The 19,880-nt window shown below is 30.8% G+C and carries 19 protein-coding genes; 5 read left to right on the forward strand and 14 right to left on the reverse strand.

The window, feature by feature from the left end:
• Together L8V88_RS07470 and L8V88_RS07475 are read right to left on the reverse strand one after the other, a co-directional pair.
• A partial coding sequence (locus tag L8V88_RS07470) for a PDC sensor domain-containing protein (protein WP_263727406.1) occupies nt 1-1,425 on the reverse strand: 1,425 nt, incomplete at its 3' end.
• Between the two features lie 76 nt (nt 1,426-1,501).
• On the reverse strand, nt 1,502-1,972 hold the full coding sequence (locus tag L8V88_RS07475; protein ID WP_263727407.1) for a low molecular weight protein-tyrosine-phosphatase: 471 nt from the start codon (nt 1,970-1,972) through the stop codon (nt 1,502-1,504).
• A gap of 203 nt (nt 1,973-2,175) precedes the next feature.
• On the opposite strand from L8V88_RS07475, the gene thiD reads away from it, so the two are divergent.
• The 4 genes from thiD to L8V88_RS07495 are packed head-to-tail and all read left to right on the forward strand — an operon-like array spanning nt 2,176 to nt 5,024.
• Complete coding sequence (gene thiD / locus L8V88_RS07480) at nt 2,176-2,988, forward strand: bifunctional hydroxymethylpyrimidine kinase/phosphomethylpyrimidine kinase (protein ID WP_412175407.1); 813 nt, start codon at nt 2,176-2,178, stop codon at nt 2,986-2,988.
• Between the two features lie 2 nt (nt 2,989-2,990).
• The gene (gene thiM / locus L8V88_RS07485; RefSeq protein WP_263727408.1) at nt 2,991-3,773 is read left to right on the forward strand and encodes a hydroxyethylthiazole kinase; all 783 of its coding nucleotides are present in this window, start codon (nt 2,991-2,993) and stop codon (nt 3,771-3,773) included.
• Nucleotides 3,760-4,386, forward strand: coding sequence for a thiamine phosphate synthase (gene thiE, locus L8V88_RS07490; RefSeq protein WP_263727409.1), 627 nt, complete (start codon nt 3,760-3,762; stop codon nt 4,384-4,386). The genes thiM and thiE overlap by 14 nt, the downstream gene beginning before the upstream one ends.
• Complete coding sequence (locus L8V88_RS07495; protein ID WP_318529688.1) at nt 4,383-5,024, forward strand: uroporphyrinogen-III synthase; 642 nt, start codon at nt 4,383-4,385, stop codon at nt 5,022-5,024. The genes thiE and L8V88_RS07495 overlap by 4 nt, the downstream gene beginning before the upstream one ends.
• Here the strand turns inward: L8V88_RS07495 and L8V88_RS07500 are convergent.
• Entirely contained in the window at nt 5,005-6,333 is a 1,329-nt protein-coding gene (locus L8V88_RS07500; protein ID WP_318529689.1) for an MATE family efflux transporter, read from the reverse strand. The genes L8V88_RS07495 and L8V88_RS07500 overlap by 20 nt on opposite strands.
• A 273-nt stretch (nt 6,334-6,606) precedes the next feature.
• On the opposite strand from L8V88_RS07500, the gene L8V88_RS07505 reads away from it, so the two are divergent.
• Nucleotides 6,607-7,227: a hypothetical protein gene (locus L8V88_RS07505; protein WP_263695774.1), complete on the forward strand. Its 621-nt coding sequence runs from the start codon at nt 6,607-6,609 to the stop codon at nt 7,225-7,227.
• A gap of 29 nt (nt 7,228-7,256) precedes the next feature.
• On the opposite strand, the gene lepA is transcribed toward L8V88_RS07505, so the two are convergent.
• The 11 genes from lepA to L8V88_RS07560 form a co-directional block, all read right to left on the reverse strand.
• Nucleotides 7,257-9,047, reverse strand: a complete 1,791-nt coding sequence (gene lepA, locus L8V88_RS07510) for a translation elongation factor 4 (protein ID WP_263727412.1) — start codon at nt 9,045-9,047, stop codon at nt 7,257-7,259.
• Between the two features lie 9 nt (nt 9,048-9,056).
• Complete coding sequence (locus L8V88_RS07515; RefSeq protein ID WP_263675657.1) at nt 9,057-9,482, reverse strand: hypothetical protein; 426 nt, start codon at nt 9,480-9,482, stop codon at nt 9,057-9,059.
• 12 nt (nt 9,483-9,494) lie between these two features.
• Entirely contained in the window at nt 9,495-12,725 is a 3,231-nt protein-coding gene (gene ccsB / locus L8V88_RS07520; protein WP_263727413.1) for a c-type cytochrome biogenesis protein CcsB, read from the reverse strand.
• A gap of 3 nt (nt 12,726-12,728) precedes the next feature.
• Nucleotides 12,729-13,424, reverse strand: a complete 696-nt coding sequence (locus L8V88_RS07525) for a high-affinity branched-chain amino acid transporter, ATP-binding protein (protein ID WP_039618807.1) — start codon at nt 13,422-13,424, stop codon at nt 12,729-12,731.
• Entirely contained in the window at nt 13,411-14,181 is a 771-nt protein-coding gene (locus L8V88_RS07530) for an ABC transporter ATP-binding protein (RefSeq protein WP_263683264.1), read from the reverse strand. Before L8V88_RS07530 ends, L8V88_RS07525 begins: the two co-directional genes overlap by 14 nt.
• On the reverse strand, nt 14,178-15,209 hold the full coding sequence (locus tag L8V88_RS07535) for a branched-chain amino acid ABC transporter permease (RefSeq protein WP_039619660.1): 1,032 nt from the start codon (nt 15,207-15,209) through the stop codon (nt 14,178-14,180). The genes L8V88_RS07530 and L8V88_RS07535 overlap by 4 nt, the downstream gene beginning before the upstream one ends.
• A gap of 1 nt (nt 15,210) precedes the next feature.
• On the reverse strand, nt 15,211-16,107 hold the full coding sequence (locus tag L8V88_RS07540) for a branched-chain amino acid ABC transporter permease (RefSeq protein ID WP_039628648.1): 897 nt from the start codon (nt 16,105-16,107) through the stop codon (nt 15,211-15,213).
• Nucleotides 16,108-16,128: 21 nt separating this feature from the next.
• Nucleotides 16,129-17,244, reverse strand: a complete 1,116-nt coding sequence (locus L8V88_RS07545; RefSeq protein ID WP_263727414.1) for an ABC transporter substrate-binding protein — start codon at nt 17,242-17,244, stop codon at nt 16,129-16,131.
• Between the two features lie 11 nt (nt 17,245-17,255).
• Complete coding sequence (locus L8V88_RS07550; RefSeq protein ID WP_263727415.1) at nt 17,256-18,368, reverse strand: ABC transporter substrate-binding protein; 1,113 nt, start codon at nt 18,366-18,368, stop codon at nt 17,256-17,258.
• Nucleotides 18,369-18,384: 16 nt separating this feature from the next.
• Nucleotides 18,385-18,822, reverse strand: a complete 438-nt coding sequence (locus tag L8V88_RS07555) for a c-type cytochrome (RefSeq protein WP_263723942.1) — start codon at nt 18,820-18,822, stop codon at nt 18,385-18,387.
• Between the two features lie 285 nt (nt 18,823-19,107).
• Nucleotides 19,108-19,880 (reverse strand): major outer membrane protein (locus L8V88_RS07560; protein WP_263727416.1); only part of this gene is annotated, 773 nt, incomplete at its 5' end.

Genomic DNA, 19,880 nt, shown 5'->3' on the forward strand with positions numbered 1-19,880 from the left:
CAATAAAGAAGCAAATTCAGATGATTGTCTTAACATAGCTACTATTTCTTGACCTAATACATTAGTAGTTACTTCAACTCCACCTTTAGCATTTTTAACTTCTGTTGTAAAGTCTAATGCTTTATAGCTATCAAATACTCTATTAATTTCATTCATATTAGAACCAACCTTTTGTTCTAATACGCTAAGCATTTCATTAAGATAATTTTTAAGTTCAAGTAATTGAGGGTGTGCAGGAATTGCTGTTATTCTTGCTGTTAGATTACCACCTTCTACTTCTCTAACAGTTTCTACTGATTGTTCTACTGCTTTAGCATCTTGTTCTAATGCATTTTTAGTTTTAGTGATGTTTTCATTGATGGCTTTTGCAATAGCACCAAGCTCATCATTGGTTTTAACATTTATCATAGCTGAATCTTTAGTTTTATGATTGATAAAATCAAAGAAAGAGTTAAGGCCATTTTGTATAGCTTGTAAAGGTGATAAATAATAAGAAATAATAAAGTAAAGTAAAATAATACTAGCAATACTTGTAAAAATAACTATAGTGGTTTGAATATAAGCAATTTTTAAAGCAGGGGCTTCAATAACTTCTATGTTTTCACCTGCACATGTTGTATAGCCATCAATTTTTACACAAATACCAAATCTATCTTGACCATTTTGTGTGATATAGTTAAAGATATTATAATCTCCAGCTTTTTCATAAGCTTTAGCTACTGTAATAATATCTGGATTTTGCTCTCCACTAACTAATGTTTTATCAGTTGAAGCAAATACAGTATAAGCATGATCAAATACAAAAGTTCTTCCTGGTAATTCACTAAATTCGGTTTGTAAGTCTTTTACTAAAACATCAATGGCTAATATACCTATAAATTTACCATCTTTAACTAAAGGCATAGCATAGGTAAAACACGGCAATCCTGTTGTTGCGTCAATATATGCAGCTGTGATATATAGACCATTTTTCTTTCTAGCTTCTATATAAAATTCTCTTGTTGTTGCATCGTAATTATCTGCTTTTCCATAAATTCCATAATCTAAACCTTTGCTATCGCTATCTGGATCACTTACTATCAATTCGCCATTTGGTTGAGCTATATAAACAGCTAAATAGCTATTCATATCTCTAACAGCTTTAAGTAAATTACCTGTATTTTGCATAAGTTTATCTTGGGTATTGAGTGCATCATATGGAAGTTTTAAGATGGCTTGAGAAAGTTTTTCTAAAGAATGAACATTAAGATTTTTAAAATCCCTCATTGATTTTTCAGCTGCTCTTACATAATTGGTTTCAGCTTTAACCACCTCATAATTTAAAGCTTTTTTTGTGAAAATAAAGCTAATTATGCCAAGTACTATAAGACATACAATGGCTATAATGTTTGCAATTAATGAAATTTTTAGTTTGATACTTTTCATTAAAAAACTCCTTTTGTGTTATAGTAAGATTTAAGTGAGTTTATTATAGCACTAAAAATTAAAAAAGAACCAAATATTATTTAAATGATAAATTTTTATAAAGTGTATTTAAAAGATTAGAGCATGCTTTTGAAAGTATAGTATAAGTTTCATTAAAATCTCCGCTATACCAAGGATCAGGAACTTCATCATATCCTAATTCTAAAGCATAAGAGGTGATTTTATGAATTTTGTGTTTAAAATTTGGAAAATTTTTAACTACATCATTATAATTAGAATTATCCATAACAATGATAAGATCATTTTCTTCGCACATTTTTAAGCTTAGCTTTTGACTGCAAAATGGCTTAGAATTGATATTTTTGTTATTTAACATGGCTTTGGTTTTATAATGCATATCCTCTCCATCATGATAACCTGAGGTGCCTGCACTAGAAACAATAAATTTATCATTTAAATTTGCTTTTATTAAAAGATCTTTCATAATAAATTCAGCCATGGGAGAACGACAGATATTCCCTAAGCAAACAAAAATAATTTTAGTCATTTTTTCCTCAAAAATTGTGTAGTTTTTTCAAAATTATAGCAGTATTTTAAAATATTTTTTAAGATTAATTAAAACTAAGATATAATTTTTCATTAATGGGGAGCTTTTGCTGAGAGGAAGTTAGACTTCGACCCTTGAGAAGTTTGGTAATGCGAACTTTGAATTCTTGCAAAAACTTTCCTTTTTTATAAAAAAGGATAAAAATGATACAAGCAAAAACAAAAACTAAAATTCCTATCTTAACTATAGCCGGGAGTGATTGTAGTGGTGGGGCTGGCATACAAGCTGATTTAAAAACTTTTAGTGCGCATAATTTATTTGGTATGAGTGTAGTTTTAAGCGTTGTGGCTGAAAACACTGCAAGAGTGATTTCTTGTTTTGATATACCCACTAAGATAATAGATGAGCAAATGTTAGCAGTTTATGAGGACATAGAGCCAGCTGCTGTGAAAATTGGAATGCTAGGTTCAAAAGAAATTATAACTTGTGTAAAAGAAAATTTATTACGCTTTAAAGCTAAAAATGTAGTGATAGATCCTGTGATGTTTGCAAAAAATGGTTATGCTTTAATGCCTTTAGAAAATTGTCAGTTTTTTAAAGATGAAATTTTATCTTTAGCTGATGTACTTACGCCAAATATTCCTGAGGCTGAGTTTTTGTGTGATTTTAAAATACTTAATGAAGAGGATATGAAAAAAGCCGCTGTAAAGCTTTTCAAAGAAGGTGCAAAAAGTGTTTTGATTAAAGGTGGGCATAGTAAAGATAATACTAATGATGTTTTTTATGATGGAAAGGAATTTAGTATTTTCAAAGCAGAAAAAATTAATACAAAAAACACACATGGTACGGGTTGTACATTAAGTTCAGCTATAGCTAGTAATCTTGCCTTAGGTAAAGAAAAATATGAAGCTATAAAGCTTGCTAAAGATTATGTGTATGGAGCTATTTTAAATTCTTTAGCACTTGGAAAGGGTTGTGGCCCGACTAATCATTTTTTTCAATATGATAAGGAGTAAAAATGATTATCAAAGCAGTAAGAGAAAAAAATCCTTTGATTCATCATATTACTAATTATGTTACAGTTAATGATTGTGCGAATGTAACTATAGCAATGGGTGCAAGCGCTGCTATGGCTGATTTTTATGAAGAACAAGCTGATTTTGCTAAGATAAGCTCAGCTTTAGTGCTAAATACAGGCACTATTAATCAGCTTGTAGCAAATTCTATGCTAAAAGCAACCAAAGAATATGCTTTATTAAATAAACCTATAGTTTTTGATCCTGTTGCTTTGGGTGTGAGCAAGGCAAGAGATGGGATTAATTTTGAATTGCTTAATCTAAAAGGCATTAGCATTGTTAAAGCAAATGCATCCGAAATGGCTAGTGTTATAGGTTTAGATGGTAAAGCAAGAGGGGTTGATAGTACTTTTGTGATTAATGATGAGTTTTTAGAAAAAGCCAAAGAATACTCTTATAAAACTAAGCGTGTTTTAGCTATAACTGGAAAAATTGATTATATTATAAATCAAGAGCGTATTGCAAAAGTTTATAATGGCTCAATCATGGCTACTAAAATAACTGGAGCAGGTTGTATGTGTGCTTCTTTGTGTGGAGTTTTTGCAGGAGCATTAGAAGATAAATTTCAGGCTAGTTTATATGCTTTACTTAGTTTTGGTGTAGCTAGTGAAATCGCTCAAGAGCTTTCTAATGGAAGTGGTAGTTTTAGAGTGAATTTAATCGATGCTTTAAGTAATTTAAATGATGAAGAAATTAAAAAAAGAGCTAAATATGAAATCATTTAAAATTTATCTTGTTGCAAGTAAGGGTGAGAAAAGTGAAAGTGAGTTTTTAAATATTTTAGAAGCTTCTTTGAAAGCTAAGATTGATATTTTACAACTTAGGGAAAAAAATCTTAGTACTTTAGAATTTTATAATCTTGCTTTAAAAGTTAAAGCCTTATGCGAAAAATACAACACACCTTTTGTGATAAATGATAGAATTGATATAGCCATGGCTGTGAATGCAAATGGAGTGCATATAGGTCAAAAGGATATGCCTTTAAAAAAAGCAAGAGAACTTTTGGGTGAAGATAAAATCATAGGACTTACGATCAATCATAAAAGCGAGCTTGCTAATGCTCAAGGCGCTACTTATCTTGGAGTAGGGGCTGTTTTTGCTACGCCTAGTAAGCAAGATTGTATTGTGCTTGGTGTAGATGGATTAAAAGAAATTACTAGTTTAAGTTCTTTACCTATTGTAGCTATAGGTGGGATAGATGAAACTAATTTAAATTTGCTTAAAGATTGCAATATACAAGGTATAGCTGTGGTTAGAGCGATAATGCAAGCAAATGATCCTCATATGGCAACTTTAAATTTAAGATCAAATTTTGATAAAACTTTTATAGGAAAATAATGATTTATTTTATAGGGGATAAAGAATTTGATGGCGTTAAGACTATAAGATTAAATGAAATTAAATTTCTTGATTTTGAAGTTAATTTAAAAGAATTTGATTGTTTAATTATTAGCTCTAAGAATGCATTAAAAGCATTAATGTCAAGTAAAAGCAAAATTGATTTTGATATTAAACTTTATGCAGTGGGAGAGAAAAGTGCTGATTTTGCAAAAGAGCTTGGTTTTAAAAATGTAAAATATCCTAGCAAGGCTTATGGTAAAAATTTAGCTAGTGAATTTTTGCCTGAGTTTAAAAATAAAAAATGTCTTTATTTAAGAGCTAAGAAAATTAGCTCAGGACTTGATGAGTATTTGTTAAAAGAAAATATCTTTTTAAAACAATTAATTGTTTATGAAAATATAGCCATAGAGCCTAAAAAAGATGAATTAAAAATATATCATCCAAGTGTTTTTATCTTTAGTGCTCCATCAAGCATAGAACAATTTTTGAAATTTTTTACATTAGAAAAAGAAGATAAGGTTGTAGTTATAGGTCAAAGTACGGCTTTAAAACTTCATAATTTTAAAAATTTGCATATATGTAAAGAGCAAGATCTAAACTCTTGTTTGAAATTAGCTAAGAGTTTAGATTTTTAAAAGTTTTGTATAATAAAAATGAAGCAATAAAAATCATACAAATATCCCCCACCAAAGTAGCTAGCCAAACTCCATTTACTCCTAAAAATTGCGTTAGTATAAATAAAGATAAAAATGGAAAAATAAGACTTTGGGTAATAGAAATTCCTAAAGAAAGCAAGGGCTTATCAAGTGCTGTGAAAAATGAAGCGCAAAGTTTTCCAAACCAAGAAAATAAAAATGAAAAAGAAAAAAATACTAAAGCATTTTGTGCTATATGGATAAAATCTTGATTATTATCTTTATTAAAAATATCTGCTATAAGAGTGTTAAATAAATAAACAAATAAAAATGCCATTGTACTTACGCCCCAAGAAGCAAAAAACATTCTTTTAAAAATAGCTTGAATTCTTGCGATATTTTTGTGTCCATAATTATAACTTAATGCAGGTTGCATAGCATCGCACATGGCTAAAACTAGCATAAAAACAAAAGTACTAAGATATAAAATCACTGAAAATGCTGCAACAGCTGTATTTCCAGAAAGTTCAAGTAAAAAAGCATTAGCTAAGATAGTATAAAAAGAGCTAGAAATATTAGAAAAAAATTCAGATGAGCCATTATAGAGTATATTTTTTAGTATTTGTAGTTTAATTATTGGCTTTTTAAATTTCAAAACTAAATCCTTAAAAACAAAAGGCAATATCCCTAAAATGCTTCCTAAAAACATCCCTATACAAGTTGCTAAAGCTGCTGAAAAAAGTCCCCAATCAAAAACCACTATAAAAAGCCAATCAAGAAAAATATTACTCAAAGCAGTAACTACATTAACCATCATACTATAAAAAGTTTTTCCACAGATTCTAAGATAATTATCCATGGCAAAAGCTAGCATAGTAAAGGGAGCAAAAATAGCAAAAATTTGCATATATTCAGTAGATAAGCTTTGAATATTCTCATCAGCTCCCATAAAAGCACTTAATGCTTTTGCTAAGAAAAATCCTAAAATTCCCATTAAACAAGAAATTGCAAAAATAAGAACTATACAAAAAGAAAAAATAGCTCTTGCTTTTTCAATTTTTCCTTTACCTAGATTAATTGCTATTTGCACTGATGAACCTATGGCTATCATATCAGCTAAAGCAAAGCTTATCATGATAAAAGGCATCATTAAATTCATAGCAGCAAGCGCATCTGAACCCAAATATCTTCCAACAAAAATTCCATCAATAATCACATAAAGATAAATAAAAGCCATACTCGCCATATTTGGCAAAGCGCATTTTATAAAAAGTGTAGTAGGATTTAATGTAGTGTAAAAATTATGTATTGACATAGCTTTTCCTTATTAAAAATTATTTTACTAATTATGGTTATATAGATAAAATAAATTTAATAAAGAGATTCTATACCTTCTATAATATCTTTAAAATACGGATCAACAATGGTTATGAAAAAATCTTTAAAAAACATTTATATCACCTAAATTTTAAAAATATAGTAAATGTTTGTTATTGTATTCTAAGTGTAATTATAAATTTCTTAATGTAAATTTTAATTTTTTTTAGACGATTTTTATAAACCCACAAAAAAAGGAGCAAGGATGCAAATAAATTCGTATTCACGTGTGGCAGTGGAGTCGCAAGTTGGCAATAGGAAGGCTAATTTGAATACAAAACTTGAAGATGCCAATACTAAAAGTGCTAATAGCACAAAAGATATTGATGAGGATAAGCTTAGTAAGCTTGCTAGCATAGGTGGAAAAGGTATAACAGAACTTTATGCTATGAGCTTTATGCAACAAGCATTTAGCATGAGTTCCTCTAATGGTTTAACTCAAGCTGGGATTTTTCAAGGAGCTCAGTCTAAGGATTCTTTAACAGCTATTTTATCAAATGTAGATTTTAAAGCTATAGGATATGAAGGCAAAGATATACTTAGTTTAAATGCTGATGAAGCAAAAGAGCTTATTGGGGAAGATGGGTATTTTGGTGTAGCAAAAACATCTCAAAGATTGGCTGATTTTGTTATTAATGGAGCTGGTGATGATATGGAAAAACTTCAAAAAGGTTTAGAAGGTCTAAAAGCAGGATTTGCGCAAGCGGAAAAAATGTGGGGTGGCAAACTTCCTGATATCAGCTATGAAACAATTGATAAAGCTATCGAAAAAGTAACTCAAAAAATCAATGAAATGGGTGGAAATTCTTTAGATATCAATGCATAAATTTATATCCCTAGTTCTAAACTAGGGATTTAGTCTATTTTTAAAACACTTAAAAATGCTTCTTGAGGTAAATGTACTTTACCGATAGCTTTCATTCTTTTTTTACCTTCTTTTTGTTTTTCAAGAAGTTTTCTTTTTCTAGTAATATCCCCGCCATAGCATTTTGCGGTTACATTTTTACCCATGGATTTTACATTTTCTCTTGCAATGATTTTATTACCTATACTTGCTTGGATGGCGACTTCAAAAAGCTGTCTTGGGACGATTTCTTTCATCGCTTTTACTAGCTCCCTGCCTTTGCTTAGCGCTTTTTCATTTGGCACTATAATGCTTAGTGCATCGACATTTTCACCAGCTACTTTAATATCAAGTTTTACAAGATCACCCACTCTAAATTCAATAGGCTCATAATCAAAACTAGCATAGCCTTTAGTGAGTGATTTGAGTTTATCGTAAAAGTCCATAACGATTTCATTTAAAGGTATATCATACTCAAGTAAAACACGCTCAGGGGTAATATAATCCATCTTAACTTGCATACCGCGTTTGCGATTTAAAAGAGTGATTAAATTTCCTAAATACTCACTTGGAGTTATAATGGTTGCTTTTACATAAGGCTCTTTTATGTGATCGATTTTATTTACCGGAGGTAGTTCGCTTGGATTTTGAATTTTTAAAACTTCTCCATCAGTTTGATAAATTTCATAAGTAACAGTTGGAGCAGTAGCAATCAAATCAAGGTTAAACTCACGCTCAAGTCTTTCTTTAATAACCTCCATATGCAAAAGGCCTAAAAAACCAACCCTAAAACCAAACCCTAAAGCTAGAGATGTTTCAGGTTCATAGGTGATAGAACTATCATTGAGTTTTAATTTGTCTAAAGCATCTCTTAAATCTTCAAATTTATCCGTTTCTATAGGGTATAATCCTGCAAAAACAAAAGCTTTAGCTTTTTCAAAACCACCAATGGCTTCTTTTGCTTTGTTTTTGGTAAGCGTTATAGTATCGCCCACTTGAACATCAGCAACATTTTTAAGTCCAAGCACGATAACACCTACTTCACCTGATTCTAATTTTTTGGTTTTTATAGGGCTTAATGGGTGAGGGTAAAAAAGATCTTGCACAAGATGTTTTTTATCTGTACTCATAACTAAAACTTCATCATTTTTAGCTATATTTCCTTCATAAATTCTAACTAAAGCCAAAGCTCCAAGATAATTATCAAACCAAGAATCATAGATTAAAGCTTTGGTGGGTGCTTCATCATAGGTTTTTGGTGCAGGAATTTTTGTGATGATGGTTTCTATGAGTTCTTTTATACCTACACCTGTTTTTGCGCTAACACAAATTGCATTAGAGCAATCAATGCCTATAATATGTTCTATTTCGTACTTAACTTTTTCTATATCAGCTGAAGGAAGATCGATTTTATTAATCACTGGTATGATTTCAAGATCATTTTCTAAAGCTATATAAACATTGGCTATAGTTTGAGCTTCTACTCCTTGTGAAGCATCAACGACAAGTAAAGCTCCTTCACAACTTGCTAAAGAACGACTTACTTCATAGGAAAAATCAACATGGCCTGGAGTGTCTATCAAATTTAATACATATTCTTCATTGTTGAATTTATAATTTAAACGCACAGATTGAGCTTTTATAGTTATACCACGCTCTTTTTCTATATCCATAGTATCCATTACTTGGGCGCTCATTTGTCTGTCACTAATTGCACCACATTCACTAATAATTCTATCAGCTAGTGTACTTTTTCCATGATCAATATGAGCTATGATAGAGAAATTTCTAATATTTTTCATCAAAAAACCTTAAGATTGTCTCATTTTTCTTTTTGCTAGACCTATTTGCTCATAAGCATCTATTTCTTTTTTTAAAGCTTTATAACGCTTTTTTAGTTCGTTATTTAAAAAAGAAATATTTTTAGGAGTAGCATTAGCATTAGCTGAAATAGCACTAATGAAATCAAGTTTTCTTTTAGTGGCGCTATCTTTTGGATTAGAGCCAAATTTTTGTGAATTTAAAAATTGCAAGATTAAAGCTTGAATTTCTTGGGAATTTTTTGCCCCATTAGCCTTGGATATAAAATCTTCTATATTGCTTATTTTTGGAGCTTTGGTTGCATTGGTTTTGTTGGGTTGTTTATCTTTATGGGTAAAAAATAAAACTAAAAGAATTCCAAGTATAATAACAATAACTAAAGCTACAATTAAAAATATAAAAAGAGAATTATTCATTTATAAACTTTCCTATAATTTTTTTGCATAAGATTTTTTGAAATAACTTGCTATGCTTAGTGCCACCATAAATAAAAAGCCCCAATATACATAATCAGGAATTTTTACTGAATCTCCTGCTGCATAAGAGTGCATACCGGTTAAAAAGTAATTTACTCCAAAATAAGTCATAATAATCACCCAGTATGCAAACATAGAGCAAACTGCAAAAGTGTATTGATTTGCCCATTTTGGTACCATTCTAATGTGTAAAATAGCTGCATAGACTAAAATACTAATTAAAGCCCAAGTTTCCTTAGAATCCCAACTCCAATATCTTCCCCAACTTTCATTTGCCCATATAGCACCTAAGAAATTTCCAACTGTAAGCAAGCAAAGTCCTAAAATCATAGCCATTTCATTAATTCTTGTTGCTTCTGTAATATTTCTTAAAATATTTTCATTATGCTTACCATTGATTTTTAGCATACATAATAAAACAAGTACAAATATGCCTAATAATGCACATAGTCCTAAAAATCCATAGCTAGCAGTAATAACTGAAACATGTATAGTAAGCCAGTATGATTGTAACACAGGAACTAAGTTGGTAATTTGTGGATCCATTTGACTAAGATGAGCTACACCTAAAGTAACTCCTGCTAAAATAGAAGTTAAAGAAAGTGCAATAGGGCTTTTTCTAGAAAAGAAAATTCCAGATAATGATAAAGCCCAAGCTATATAAACCATGCTCTCATAGGCATTACTCCATGGTGCGCGACCTGCTATATACCAACGCAAAGCTAAGCCTAGAGTATGGATGAAAAATGCTACAATATTAAATACATAAACACATTTAAAGATAAAATCAATGCGTATTTTTGGCAGTAGCATCTTAACAAAAACTATAATCAAAAGTAAAAATCCAGCACATAAATAAAGCGGAGCAAGATTTACAAAAATTTGACTTTTATTGAAAAAGATTTCTGTGTTAATTTTTTTAGCACTTGGCATAACTTCATGGCCATATTTTTCTTGATAGTTTTTGATGATATTTAAGTTTTTAGTTGCTTCATCCCAGTTATTGTGCGCAATAGAGTTACTAACTGCATTAAAATAGTTTTCTAAAATACTTTTAACTTCTGCGCCTTCTGCGCCTTTTAAACCTATATAAGCTTCACGTGGTGCTACCCATTGATTGTTGGTGCTATTTTGCAAAGGAATAAATCTAAAAATATCGCCTGAGAAGATTAAATTTACAATATTAACCCTTTCATCAAGCTTGATGATTTCTTTATCAAAAACACTTCTGCGGTTTGGATTTTTTCTATTAGCATTTTCTACATATTTTTGTAGTTTATAAGCATCTGTAGTGAAAAAATCTTTAAAACTAGTATAAGCTCTAGGTTTAATACCTAAAATTTTAGAAATTTCTTCATTAACCAAGCGACTTGTCGGCATAAATATAATATCTTTATCATACCATGCACTACCATCAAAAATCATTGATATGATTGTTGCTTCGGCACTTTGGCCTTGAAAGGTTGTGTTTTTGTATATTTTTTCTAAAACTTCCATGGCTAAAGTATTAAAAGGCACCATTCTGCCATCAGGTTTTTGCACTACTAAAGAAGCAAGTTCTTTTGCATGCGCTTCATCTACCTTGATAGGCTCATTTGCGTAAGTATTTTGGCCTGCAAATAAAACTAATATAAAAGCCAAAATAGCACTTGTTTTTTTTAGGGTGTCTTGATTGATTAATTTAGCTAAGGTTCTAAATCTTGAATGAGGATTTAAAATATTTAAAAACATTCCTAATGTGAGTAAAAAATATCCTATATATGTAGGAATTTTACCCGGATCTTTATTGACTGAAAGTATGGTGCCAAGCTCATCTTGATCGTATGAGCTTTGATAAAATCTATAACCTTGATAATCTAAAACATTATTCATAAAAATTTTATATTCTAGTTTCTTATCAGCATTGTCAATTTCTACATAACTTGCATAAGACATAGGCGACATCGAACCAGGATAACGTTCTAATTCAAAGTCTTTTAAGTACATTTCAAATGGCATTTCTATTCCTTTAGGACCCCATCTTAAAAAGAAAGGTTGACCTGCTACATCAATGCGAATAGGTGAATTGTATTCTACTAGGAAAACTTCTTTGGATTCTCCTTTGTAGCTTAGTTTTAATTTTAAAGCATTAATAGCATTTTCTGAAAGTTGAGTTGGCATATATTTAGTGCTTTGTGCAAAATCTTTGAAATTGTTTAATAAAGAATTATTCCAGTATTTTGCCTCACCAAACAAAGAAATCAAAGCATTACGTCCCAGCTCTATCCAACTATTTTTAAACCAAGTAAAAAAGCTTTCATCTTGAGCTTGATTGATACCTTCTAAAGTTTTTTTACCATGCAAGGAAGCAAATTTAACTACTAAATTAATATCATTAAAAGAATACAATCTTAAATCTTTAGCTTGTGCTTTTTGATTTGCTTTTAAAATATTTTCTTTGCCATCACTCATTGACATGTATTTTAAATCAAAATCAGCACTAAGTTTTAAATCTTTATCGATTTTTATATAAGGACTTGGAACGGAGTCATTTAAAAACGCTATATTAACACCGTTAATATTTTCAATATCTCCTGCTTGAAAAAGTAATTCTTTAGACTCGTTATTTTGTGAAAGCATTAAAGATAAAAGTGGAGCAGAATTGTTATCATCAATATAAATTTCTTTTGCATCTAAGATTAAATTTTCATATGTAATTTGGGCTTTTTCATCAGGCAAGATTAAATCAAATGAAAAATCATTTACAAAAGGTAGGGTTGCTATGTATTCAGATTTTGAAGCACTGTATACTTTATCATCTTTTAAGGTTGCTATGTAAATATAACTTTTTGAAGTTTCAATGATGTTGTTTTTTTCATTTTCTCTAATGTGTAAATTTCCTTCAAATCCCATATATCTAGTCATAGCTGAGCCTAGTAATATAAATAAAAATGAGATATGAAAGATTAAAAGTGGTATTTTTTTCTTATTAAACATTTTGTATTTAAAAAGAGCTGCTAAAAGATTAATCCCTAGTATGAGTTGTATAAAACCAAACCAAGAAGAGCCATAGATCATCGCCCAAGCTGTTGGCGTATTATAAGCGCTTTCTATGAAAGTAGCTAGGGCGCAAAATAGGGCAAAAATTAAAAATAAAAAAATAGAAATTTTTATATCCCCAAAAGCTAAAAGTTGTTTTTTCATGAATTAAGCTCCAAGGTATTTTTTTCTAATCTCATCATTACCGATAAGATCTTTTGCAGGTGCATGCATAGCGATTTTGCCATTTTCTAAAACGTAAGCATAGTCGCTGATTTTTAAAGCTGAAAATGCATTTTGTTCTACTAATAAAATAGTAATTCCTTCTTCTTTTAATTTGACTATAATATCAAAAACCTCTCCAACTATTTTTGGAGCAAGACCTAATGAGGGCTCATCGAGCATTAAAAGCTTTGGTTCGCTCATGAGTGCTCTTGAGATAGCTAGCATTTGAGCTTCCCCACCGCTTAGAGTTCCTGCAAGGGCATTTTTTTTATCTTTTAATCTTGGAAAAAGTCTATACATTTGATTTTTTAAATGCTCGTAATTTTCTGCATTATTAAAAGCACCAATTTTTAAATTTTCTTCTATAGTGAGATTGATAAAAACCCTTCTTCCCTCAGGTACTAAGGCGATACCTTTTTGAACTAGAGTGTGCGGTAAGTGTCTTTGAGTATCATAGCCTAAAAAGGTTACCTCGCCGGTTTTTTTAACACAATTTAGCATAGCATTAAGTGTTGAGGTTTTTCCTGCGCCATTTGAGCCTATTAAGCTAACTATACTTCCTGTTTTTATAGTAAAATCAATACCTTTAACAGCCTCTATTAAGCCATAATAAACATGTAAATCTTTAACTACTAGCATTAAAATCTCCCAAATACGCACTAATTACTTCAGGGTTTTGCACCGCATCGTTTGGTTTTCCCTCAAAAATAGTCTTACCATAATCAAGCACCATAACCCTATCACAAAGTTTATTTACAAATTTCATATCATGCTCGATAAGTAAAACACTAATTTTTTTATTATCTCTTATGTTAAAAATTAACTCAGCTAAATCATCACTTTCTGTAGAATTCATACCTGCTGCAGGTTCATCTAGTAATAAAAGCTTAGGATTTGTTGCTAAAGCTCTTGCTATTTCAACTTTTCTTTGCTGACCATAGCTTAAACTAGTAGCTTTTTCATCAGCTAAATGAGCAATATTGAGTTGTTCTAAAATTTCATAAGCTGCTTTTTTTGCATTTTTTTCTGCTTTGGAAAATCTTCCAAGGTGCAAAAAAGCTTCAAAAATATTATATTTAATACTCTTATCAAAGCCAATCAATACATTTTCTAAAACACTCATGCTTGAAAAAAGTCTTATGTTTTGAAAAGTTCTTGCTATACCTAGATGAACTATTTTGTGTGGTTTTAAATGATCAATTTTTTTTCCTAGAAAAAAGACTTCCCCGCTACTTGGCTTATAATTTCCTGTAATAATATTAAATAGCGTGGTTTTTCCTGCGCCATTTGGGCCTATAAGTCCAAAAATTTCACTTTCTTTAATAGCAAAAGAAGTATTTGCTATAGCGCTAACTCCACCAAAATTTTTATGAATTTCTTTAAGTTCTAAAATCATTTTTTCTTCCTTTTAGAAAACTTAAATAAAATATCCGTTAGTTCTTTATCGCCCATTATTCCTCTTCTTGCAAAAAGCATTACTAAAATCAATATAACAGAAAATACAACCATTCTAAGACCAGGCATAGCAGGAGTTTCATAGCCAAAAATATTCATACTTTCATCTAAAAATCTTAAATACTCACTTCCACCTATTACCAAAATAGCTCCGATGATAGCACCAGTAGTTGAACCTAAACCACCTAAAACAATGATGATTAAAAGTTGGAAAGTGAATAAAAAGTCAAATTGCTCAGGCGAAACTGAAGCTAGCGCACAGGCAAGCAAGCCTCCACCGACACCTTCTAAAAACGCTGAAGTGCTAAAAGCTAAGGTTTTGATATTAAAGGTGTTTATACCCATTGCTAATGCTGCATCCTCATCATCTCTTACAGCTTTCATGGCTCTACCAAATTTTGAACTGACAATATTTAAGATGATAATAACAGAAAATATAGCAATCCCACCACTCCAGTATAAAGTAGTGTGTTTAGGAATGTCATTTAAACCTAAAGAACCATTTGTAACAGAAGCAAAGTTAATCGCCATAAGTTTGATGATAATACCAAAACCTAGTGTTACAATAGCTAAATAATCCCCTCTAACTCTAAATACTGCAAAGGCCAAAACTAAAGATAAAAGCATAGCACAAAGCCCAGCAGCGAGTAAAGCCACAATAAAACTTGGTGAGTGAATCATTAAAATAAAACTACTTGGATCTTCTAAAGAAAACTGATCGATTTTGCTTTCACTTGTAAGTAAAACTAAAGCTGCAACATAAGCTCCTATAGCTACAAAGCCATTTGGCTCTAGTGAAAATTGCCCTGTAACCCCATTGATAAGATTATAGCTTACTGCTAAGATAACAAAAATAGCAATATTGCTTAAAATTCCTATTTTATAATCATTGAAAAAATAAGGAGATATAAAAAGAAAAGCAAGTGCTATGATAAAAAAACTTAAATGTGTAATTTTTCTTGCAACCATCTTAAAACCTACTTTTTTCAAAATTAATACCCAAAATTCCGGTTGGTTTAAAAAGTAAAATCAATACTAAAAAGATAAATGCAAAAGCATCTTTAAAACCAGAAAGATCAGGGAAAATAGCAACTACAACAACTTCTGTAAATCCTATAATCAAGCCACCTAATACCGCTCCAGCAACCGAGCCAATACCACCTAAAACAGCAGCACCAAATGCTTTAAGTCCTATAAGAGTTCCCATGCTAGGTTCAACAGAAGGATAACTAACAGCCCAAAAAATACCACCAATAGCAGCTAAAGCTGAACCTAATGCAAACACAATAGCAATAATACGATTTGCATCAATTCCCATTAAATTTACAGTATGAATATCAAAAGCTAAAGCTCTAATAGCAATGCCATATTTGCTTTTATAAAGTATGAATAAAACCACTAATAATATAAAAAATGTCAAAATAGGCACTAAAATACTATTAATGCTAATGCTAATATTATTAAAATTAATCACTGTTTCAAGATAACTTGGCACAGGAAAATATTTTGGCGTTGAACCAAATAAGACATTAAATACATTTTGTATTAAAAAGCTTATACCTATGGCTGTGATAAGTAAAGAAATTCTAGGTGCTTTTCTTAAAGGTTTATAAGCTACTCTATCAATAGCTATACCTAAAGCTGCTGCAAATAACATAGCTAAAGAAAGAGCGCCTAAAAAAGGCACATTCATACTTGTAACACAAAATAAAGCCGAGTATGCACCTACCATCATGATATCACCATGTGCAAAATTAATCAATCTTAAAACACCATAGACCATTGTATAGCCTATAGCAATAAGTGCATACATACTACCTAAGCTAAAACCGTTTATAATTTGCTGTAAAATTAAAGAACTATCCATTGAACCTCTTAAAATTTTTATTTACGGAAGAATCGTATCTTTATAAATTTGCTTTTGATTTTCTATTGATTTTATAACAATTGAACGCGTAGCATTACCTGTTTTATCAATACTAATCACCCCACTAACACCTTCAAATTTTGAAGTAGTGTGGATATTGTTATTGATACATTCACTGTTAAAATCATTAATACATTTTTGCATAGCTTCAAAAATCACAAAATACGCATCTGCACCCATAGCTGTGAAATTTGGAACTTCTTTACTTTGTTTTTCTTTTTCATAAGCTAATATAAAGTCTTTTGAAAGTTGCGTTGGGGGATTGTGATAATCAAAGCTATCGGTAAATAAATATCCTTCAGCTGCTTCTTGAGCTAGATTAATAAAGGTTTCATCAGCTACCCCATCTGCTGAACCCATAGGGATATTTATACCCATTGCTTTTGCTTGACGTGCAAACAAAGAAGCCTCAGTATAATATACTGGAAGATAAATAAAATCAGGTTTTAAATTTTTAATTTGTGAAAGAATAGCCTTGAAGTCTTTATCGCCTGCTGTAATTCTAAATTTATCTAAAATTTTTCCACCTTGTTTGCTAAATTCTTTTTCAAAGGCTCTAGTTAAACCTAAAGAATAATCAGCGCTTTGATCGCTAATTATCACAGCTTTGGTATAATTTAGCTTATTTTTTACATAATTAGCTAAAGATGAACCTTGGAAACTATCCATAAAACAAACTCTGCTAGCGTATAATTTTTTATTTAAAATTTTATCAGCAGTAGCTGCAGGAGCAACCACTGGGATCTTTTTTTCCTCGCCAATTCTTATCACTTGCAAAGTATTAGCTGTTAGCATTTCTCCAATTAGTGCATAAACTTTGTTTTGTGAAACTAATCTTGTGCTAGCATTTGCACTTTCTATTTTATCGCCTTTTGTATCAACTACTACTAAATTTACTTTATCTCCATTGCTTAAAGTGTTTTTCATGGAATTTGCGATTTTCACTCCATCTAAAGCACTTTGTCCATAAGCTGCAGTAGAGCCTGTTAGAGGTAAAACTACGCCAATGTTAATTTCTTTTGCTTGTATGATATTACTAGCTATGATAGACAATATAGCTATGCTAATTTTTTTCATAGTTTAACCTTTCAAGGATTGATAATAGTTTTATAAACTTGTTTTTGTTCTTGTATTTCTTTTATAACTACAGAACGACTTGCATTACCACTAGCGTCTATGCTTATAACGCCACCTACGCCTTCAAAATTATTTGTTGAATGAATTTTTTCATTAATGCATTGTGCGTTAAGATTGCTAGCACATTCATTCATGGCATTTACCATTACATAATACGCATCAGCTCCCATAGCAGAAAATGCTGGAAGTTCTTTTGTGCCATGATCTTTTTCATAAGCTTCAATAAATTTTTTAGAAAGGGTTGTTGGAGGATTGTTATAATCAAAACTATCGGTAAAGATTACTCCATTTACAGCATCACCACCAAGTTCGATAAAGGTTTTATTATTTACTCCATCGCCTGCGCTTAAAAGCTTGTTAAAACCAACTGCTTTTGCTTGTCTTGCTATTAAAGCAGCTTCTGGGTGATAAATTGGCATATAAACAAAATCAGGGTTGATGCTTTTAAGTTGAGAAACAATAGCTTTAAAGTCCTTATCGCCTGAAGAAATGGTTAGTTTTTTAAGTACTTTTCCACCATTTTGTTTAAATTCTTTTTCAAAAGCTCTTGCTAAACCTAATGAATATACATTGCTTTGATCAACTATCACAACCACGCTTTTTAAATTTAAATCTTTATAGGCATAGTTAGCAAATTTATCTCCTTGAAAACTATCCATAAAGCAAACTCTGCTAGCATAGCTTTTTTTATCTAAAAGCTTATCACCTGAAGCAACCGGAGCTATAGCAGGAATTTTTCTTTCTTCAGCTATAGATAAAACTTGCATAGTATTTGGTGTAACAGCCTCGCCTATAAGGCCTAAAACTTTATCTTGAGAGATAAGTCTAGTCGTGGCATTTGCTGCTTCTATTTTATCGCCTTTTGTGTCAATAGCTATGATTTTAACACTATCTCCATTTTTTAAATTTGGGTTTAAAGTATTAGCTAGTTTAATGCCCTCATATACATCATTGCCATAAGCTGCCAAAGTACCAGTAAGTGGTAAAACAATACCTATTTTTACTTCTGCGGCATAAATTGAACTAGCACAAAGTAAGCTAGCTAGCAGTAGATTTTTTTTCATGAAAACTCCTTTTTTGTTATTTTAAAAATGTATTGTGCTTGGTTTTTGGCGCAGGTTCTTCTTCTAAAAGATCTTTTTGATTAAGCTCTATAGAAAAATTTTGTCCTTTCAAATAAGCAATAATGTGATCCATATCACTCCCGCTTAATTTTTTAGCATATATGCTCATTTGAATGTTATCGCTTGATTGATTTTTGAAATATCCATTAGCATAGTCTTTTAAAGCACCTTTGATCTCTTCTGGGCTTAAGTCTTTAATAGCTCTTTTGCCATAAGAATTTTTTTCTCCATTTTCTCCATGGCAAGTATTGCATTTGTTTTTAAAATAAATTTCTTTAGCTTTTTCTAAGTCATAGCTAATGTTATCATTAAAAGTATAAGTAAATAAAGATTTTACATTAAAAGCTAATAGTGAATTGACAAATAAAATACTTACAATAAACAAGCGTAACATAAATATGCCTTTTTTAAATATAAATAAAGCTCGATTATATCTAAAAAAAATAAACAATTTTACTCCACTTTCACTTTTTTAAAAAATTCCAAAACTTTAAGTCATTTTGCAAAGGCTTATAGGGTAAAATGCTAAGATTGCTAGCAAATAAAAATATACATAGCAAAGAAGCTTTGTTTGAAAATTTACCTAATGAATTAAAAATAAAAGAAATTAAAATACAAGGATTAAAAGAAAGATAATTTTAGATATAGCAAGCTAAGCCTTTTGGCTTAGCTTTTATAATTAGAATTTATATAGAGCTTCAAGTCTGATGAATTGATCATCTCTATCATCTTTACCAGCTACATTTAAATCTTCAGTTAAGTAAGAATAGAAGCCGCTAAATGTAAGTTTTGGACTATATTTGTAAGATACTCTTGCGATGTATTCGTTTTTATCTGTATCAGAGATACCTGCTGCATATTCAGTTTTACCGCCGATATAGTCAAATCCTACTCTTACAGTTTCAGCAAAAGTATAACCTAAACCTGCAAAATAGAAGAAGTTTTCACCCATATCACCTCTTAAATCACTACCCGCAGAGTAGAAAATTTGTTGGCCTGGAGCGATAACTTTACCTGTATCTTCTAAAGTAACTACAGTGTTTTTGTCTTTTTCACCATAGCCGATAACACCTGCTTGGAAATCAAAAGCAGAGATTTGTCCGCTGAATTTAGCAGCATAGAAGTTACCGTTGTCCGCATTAAAATCTCTTTCTTTATCACTATCTAGGCTATTTCCTAAGTATTGAGCTTGAATTTTGAAGTTCATATCGTTAAATGCAAATTTATAGCTAGCATCTACTGCATATAAGAATGCCCAGTTGTTTGAATAAGCAGCCCATACTTGGAATGCAAATGGATCAAAATCACCTAATACAGCAGCACCATATAGTGATGATTTAGCTAGAGTCACGTTGGCACCATTATTAATATCACCATTAGCATTTTTTGTTGATGTTGGGTTACTCATAGAAGTATCACCATCATCTTCCCAGTTGAAAGCATCAAACCAGA

Source organism: Campylobacter sp. IFREMER_LSEM_CL2101 (assembly GCF_025771825.1).
GTDB classification, from domain to species: Bacteria; Campylobacterota; Campylobacteria; order Campylobacterales; family Campylobacteraceae; genus Campylobacter_D; species Campylobacter_D lari_C.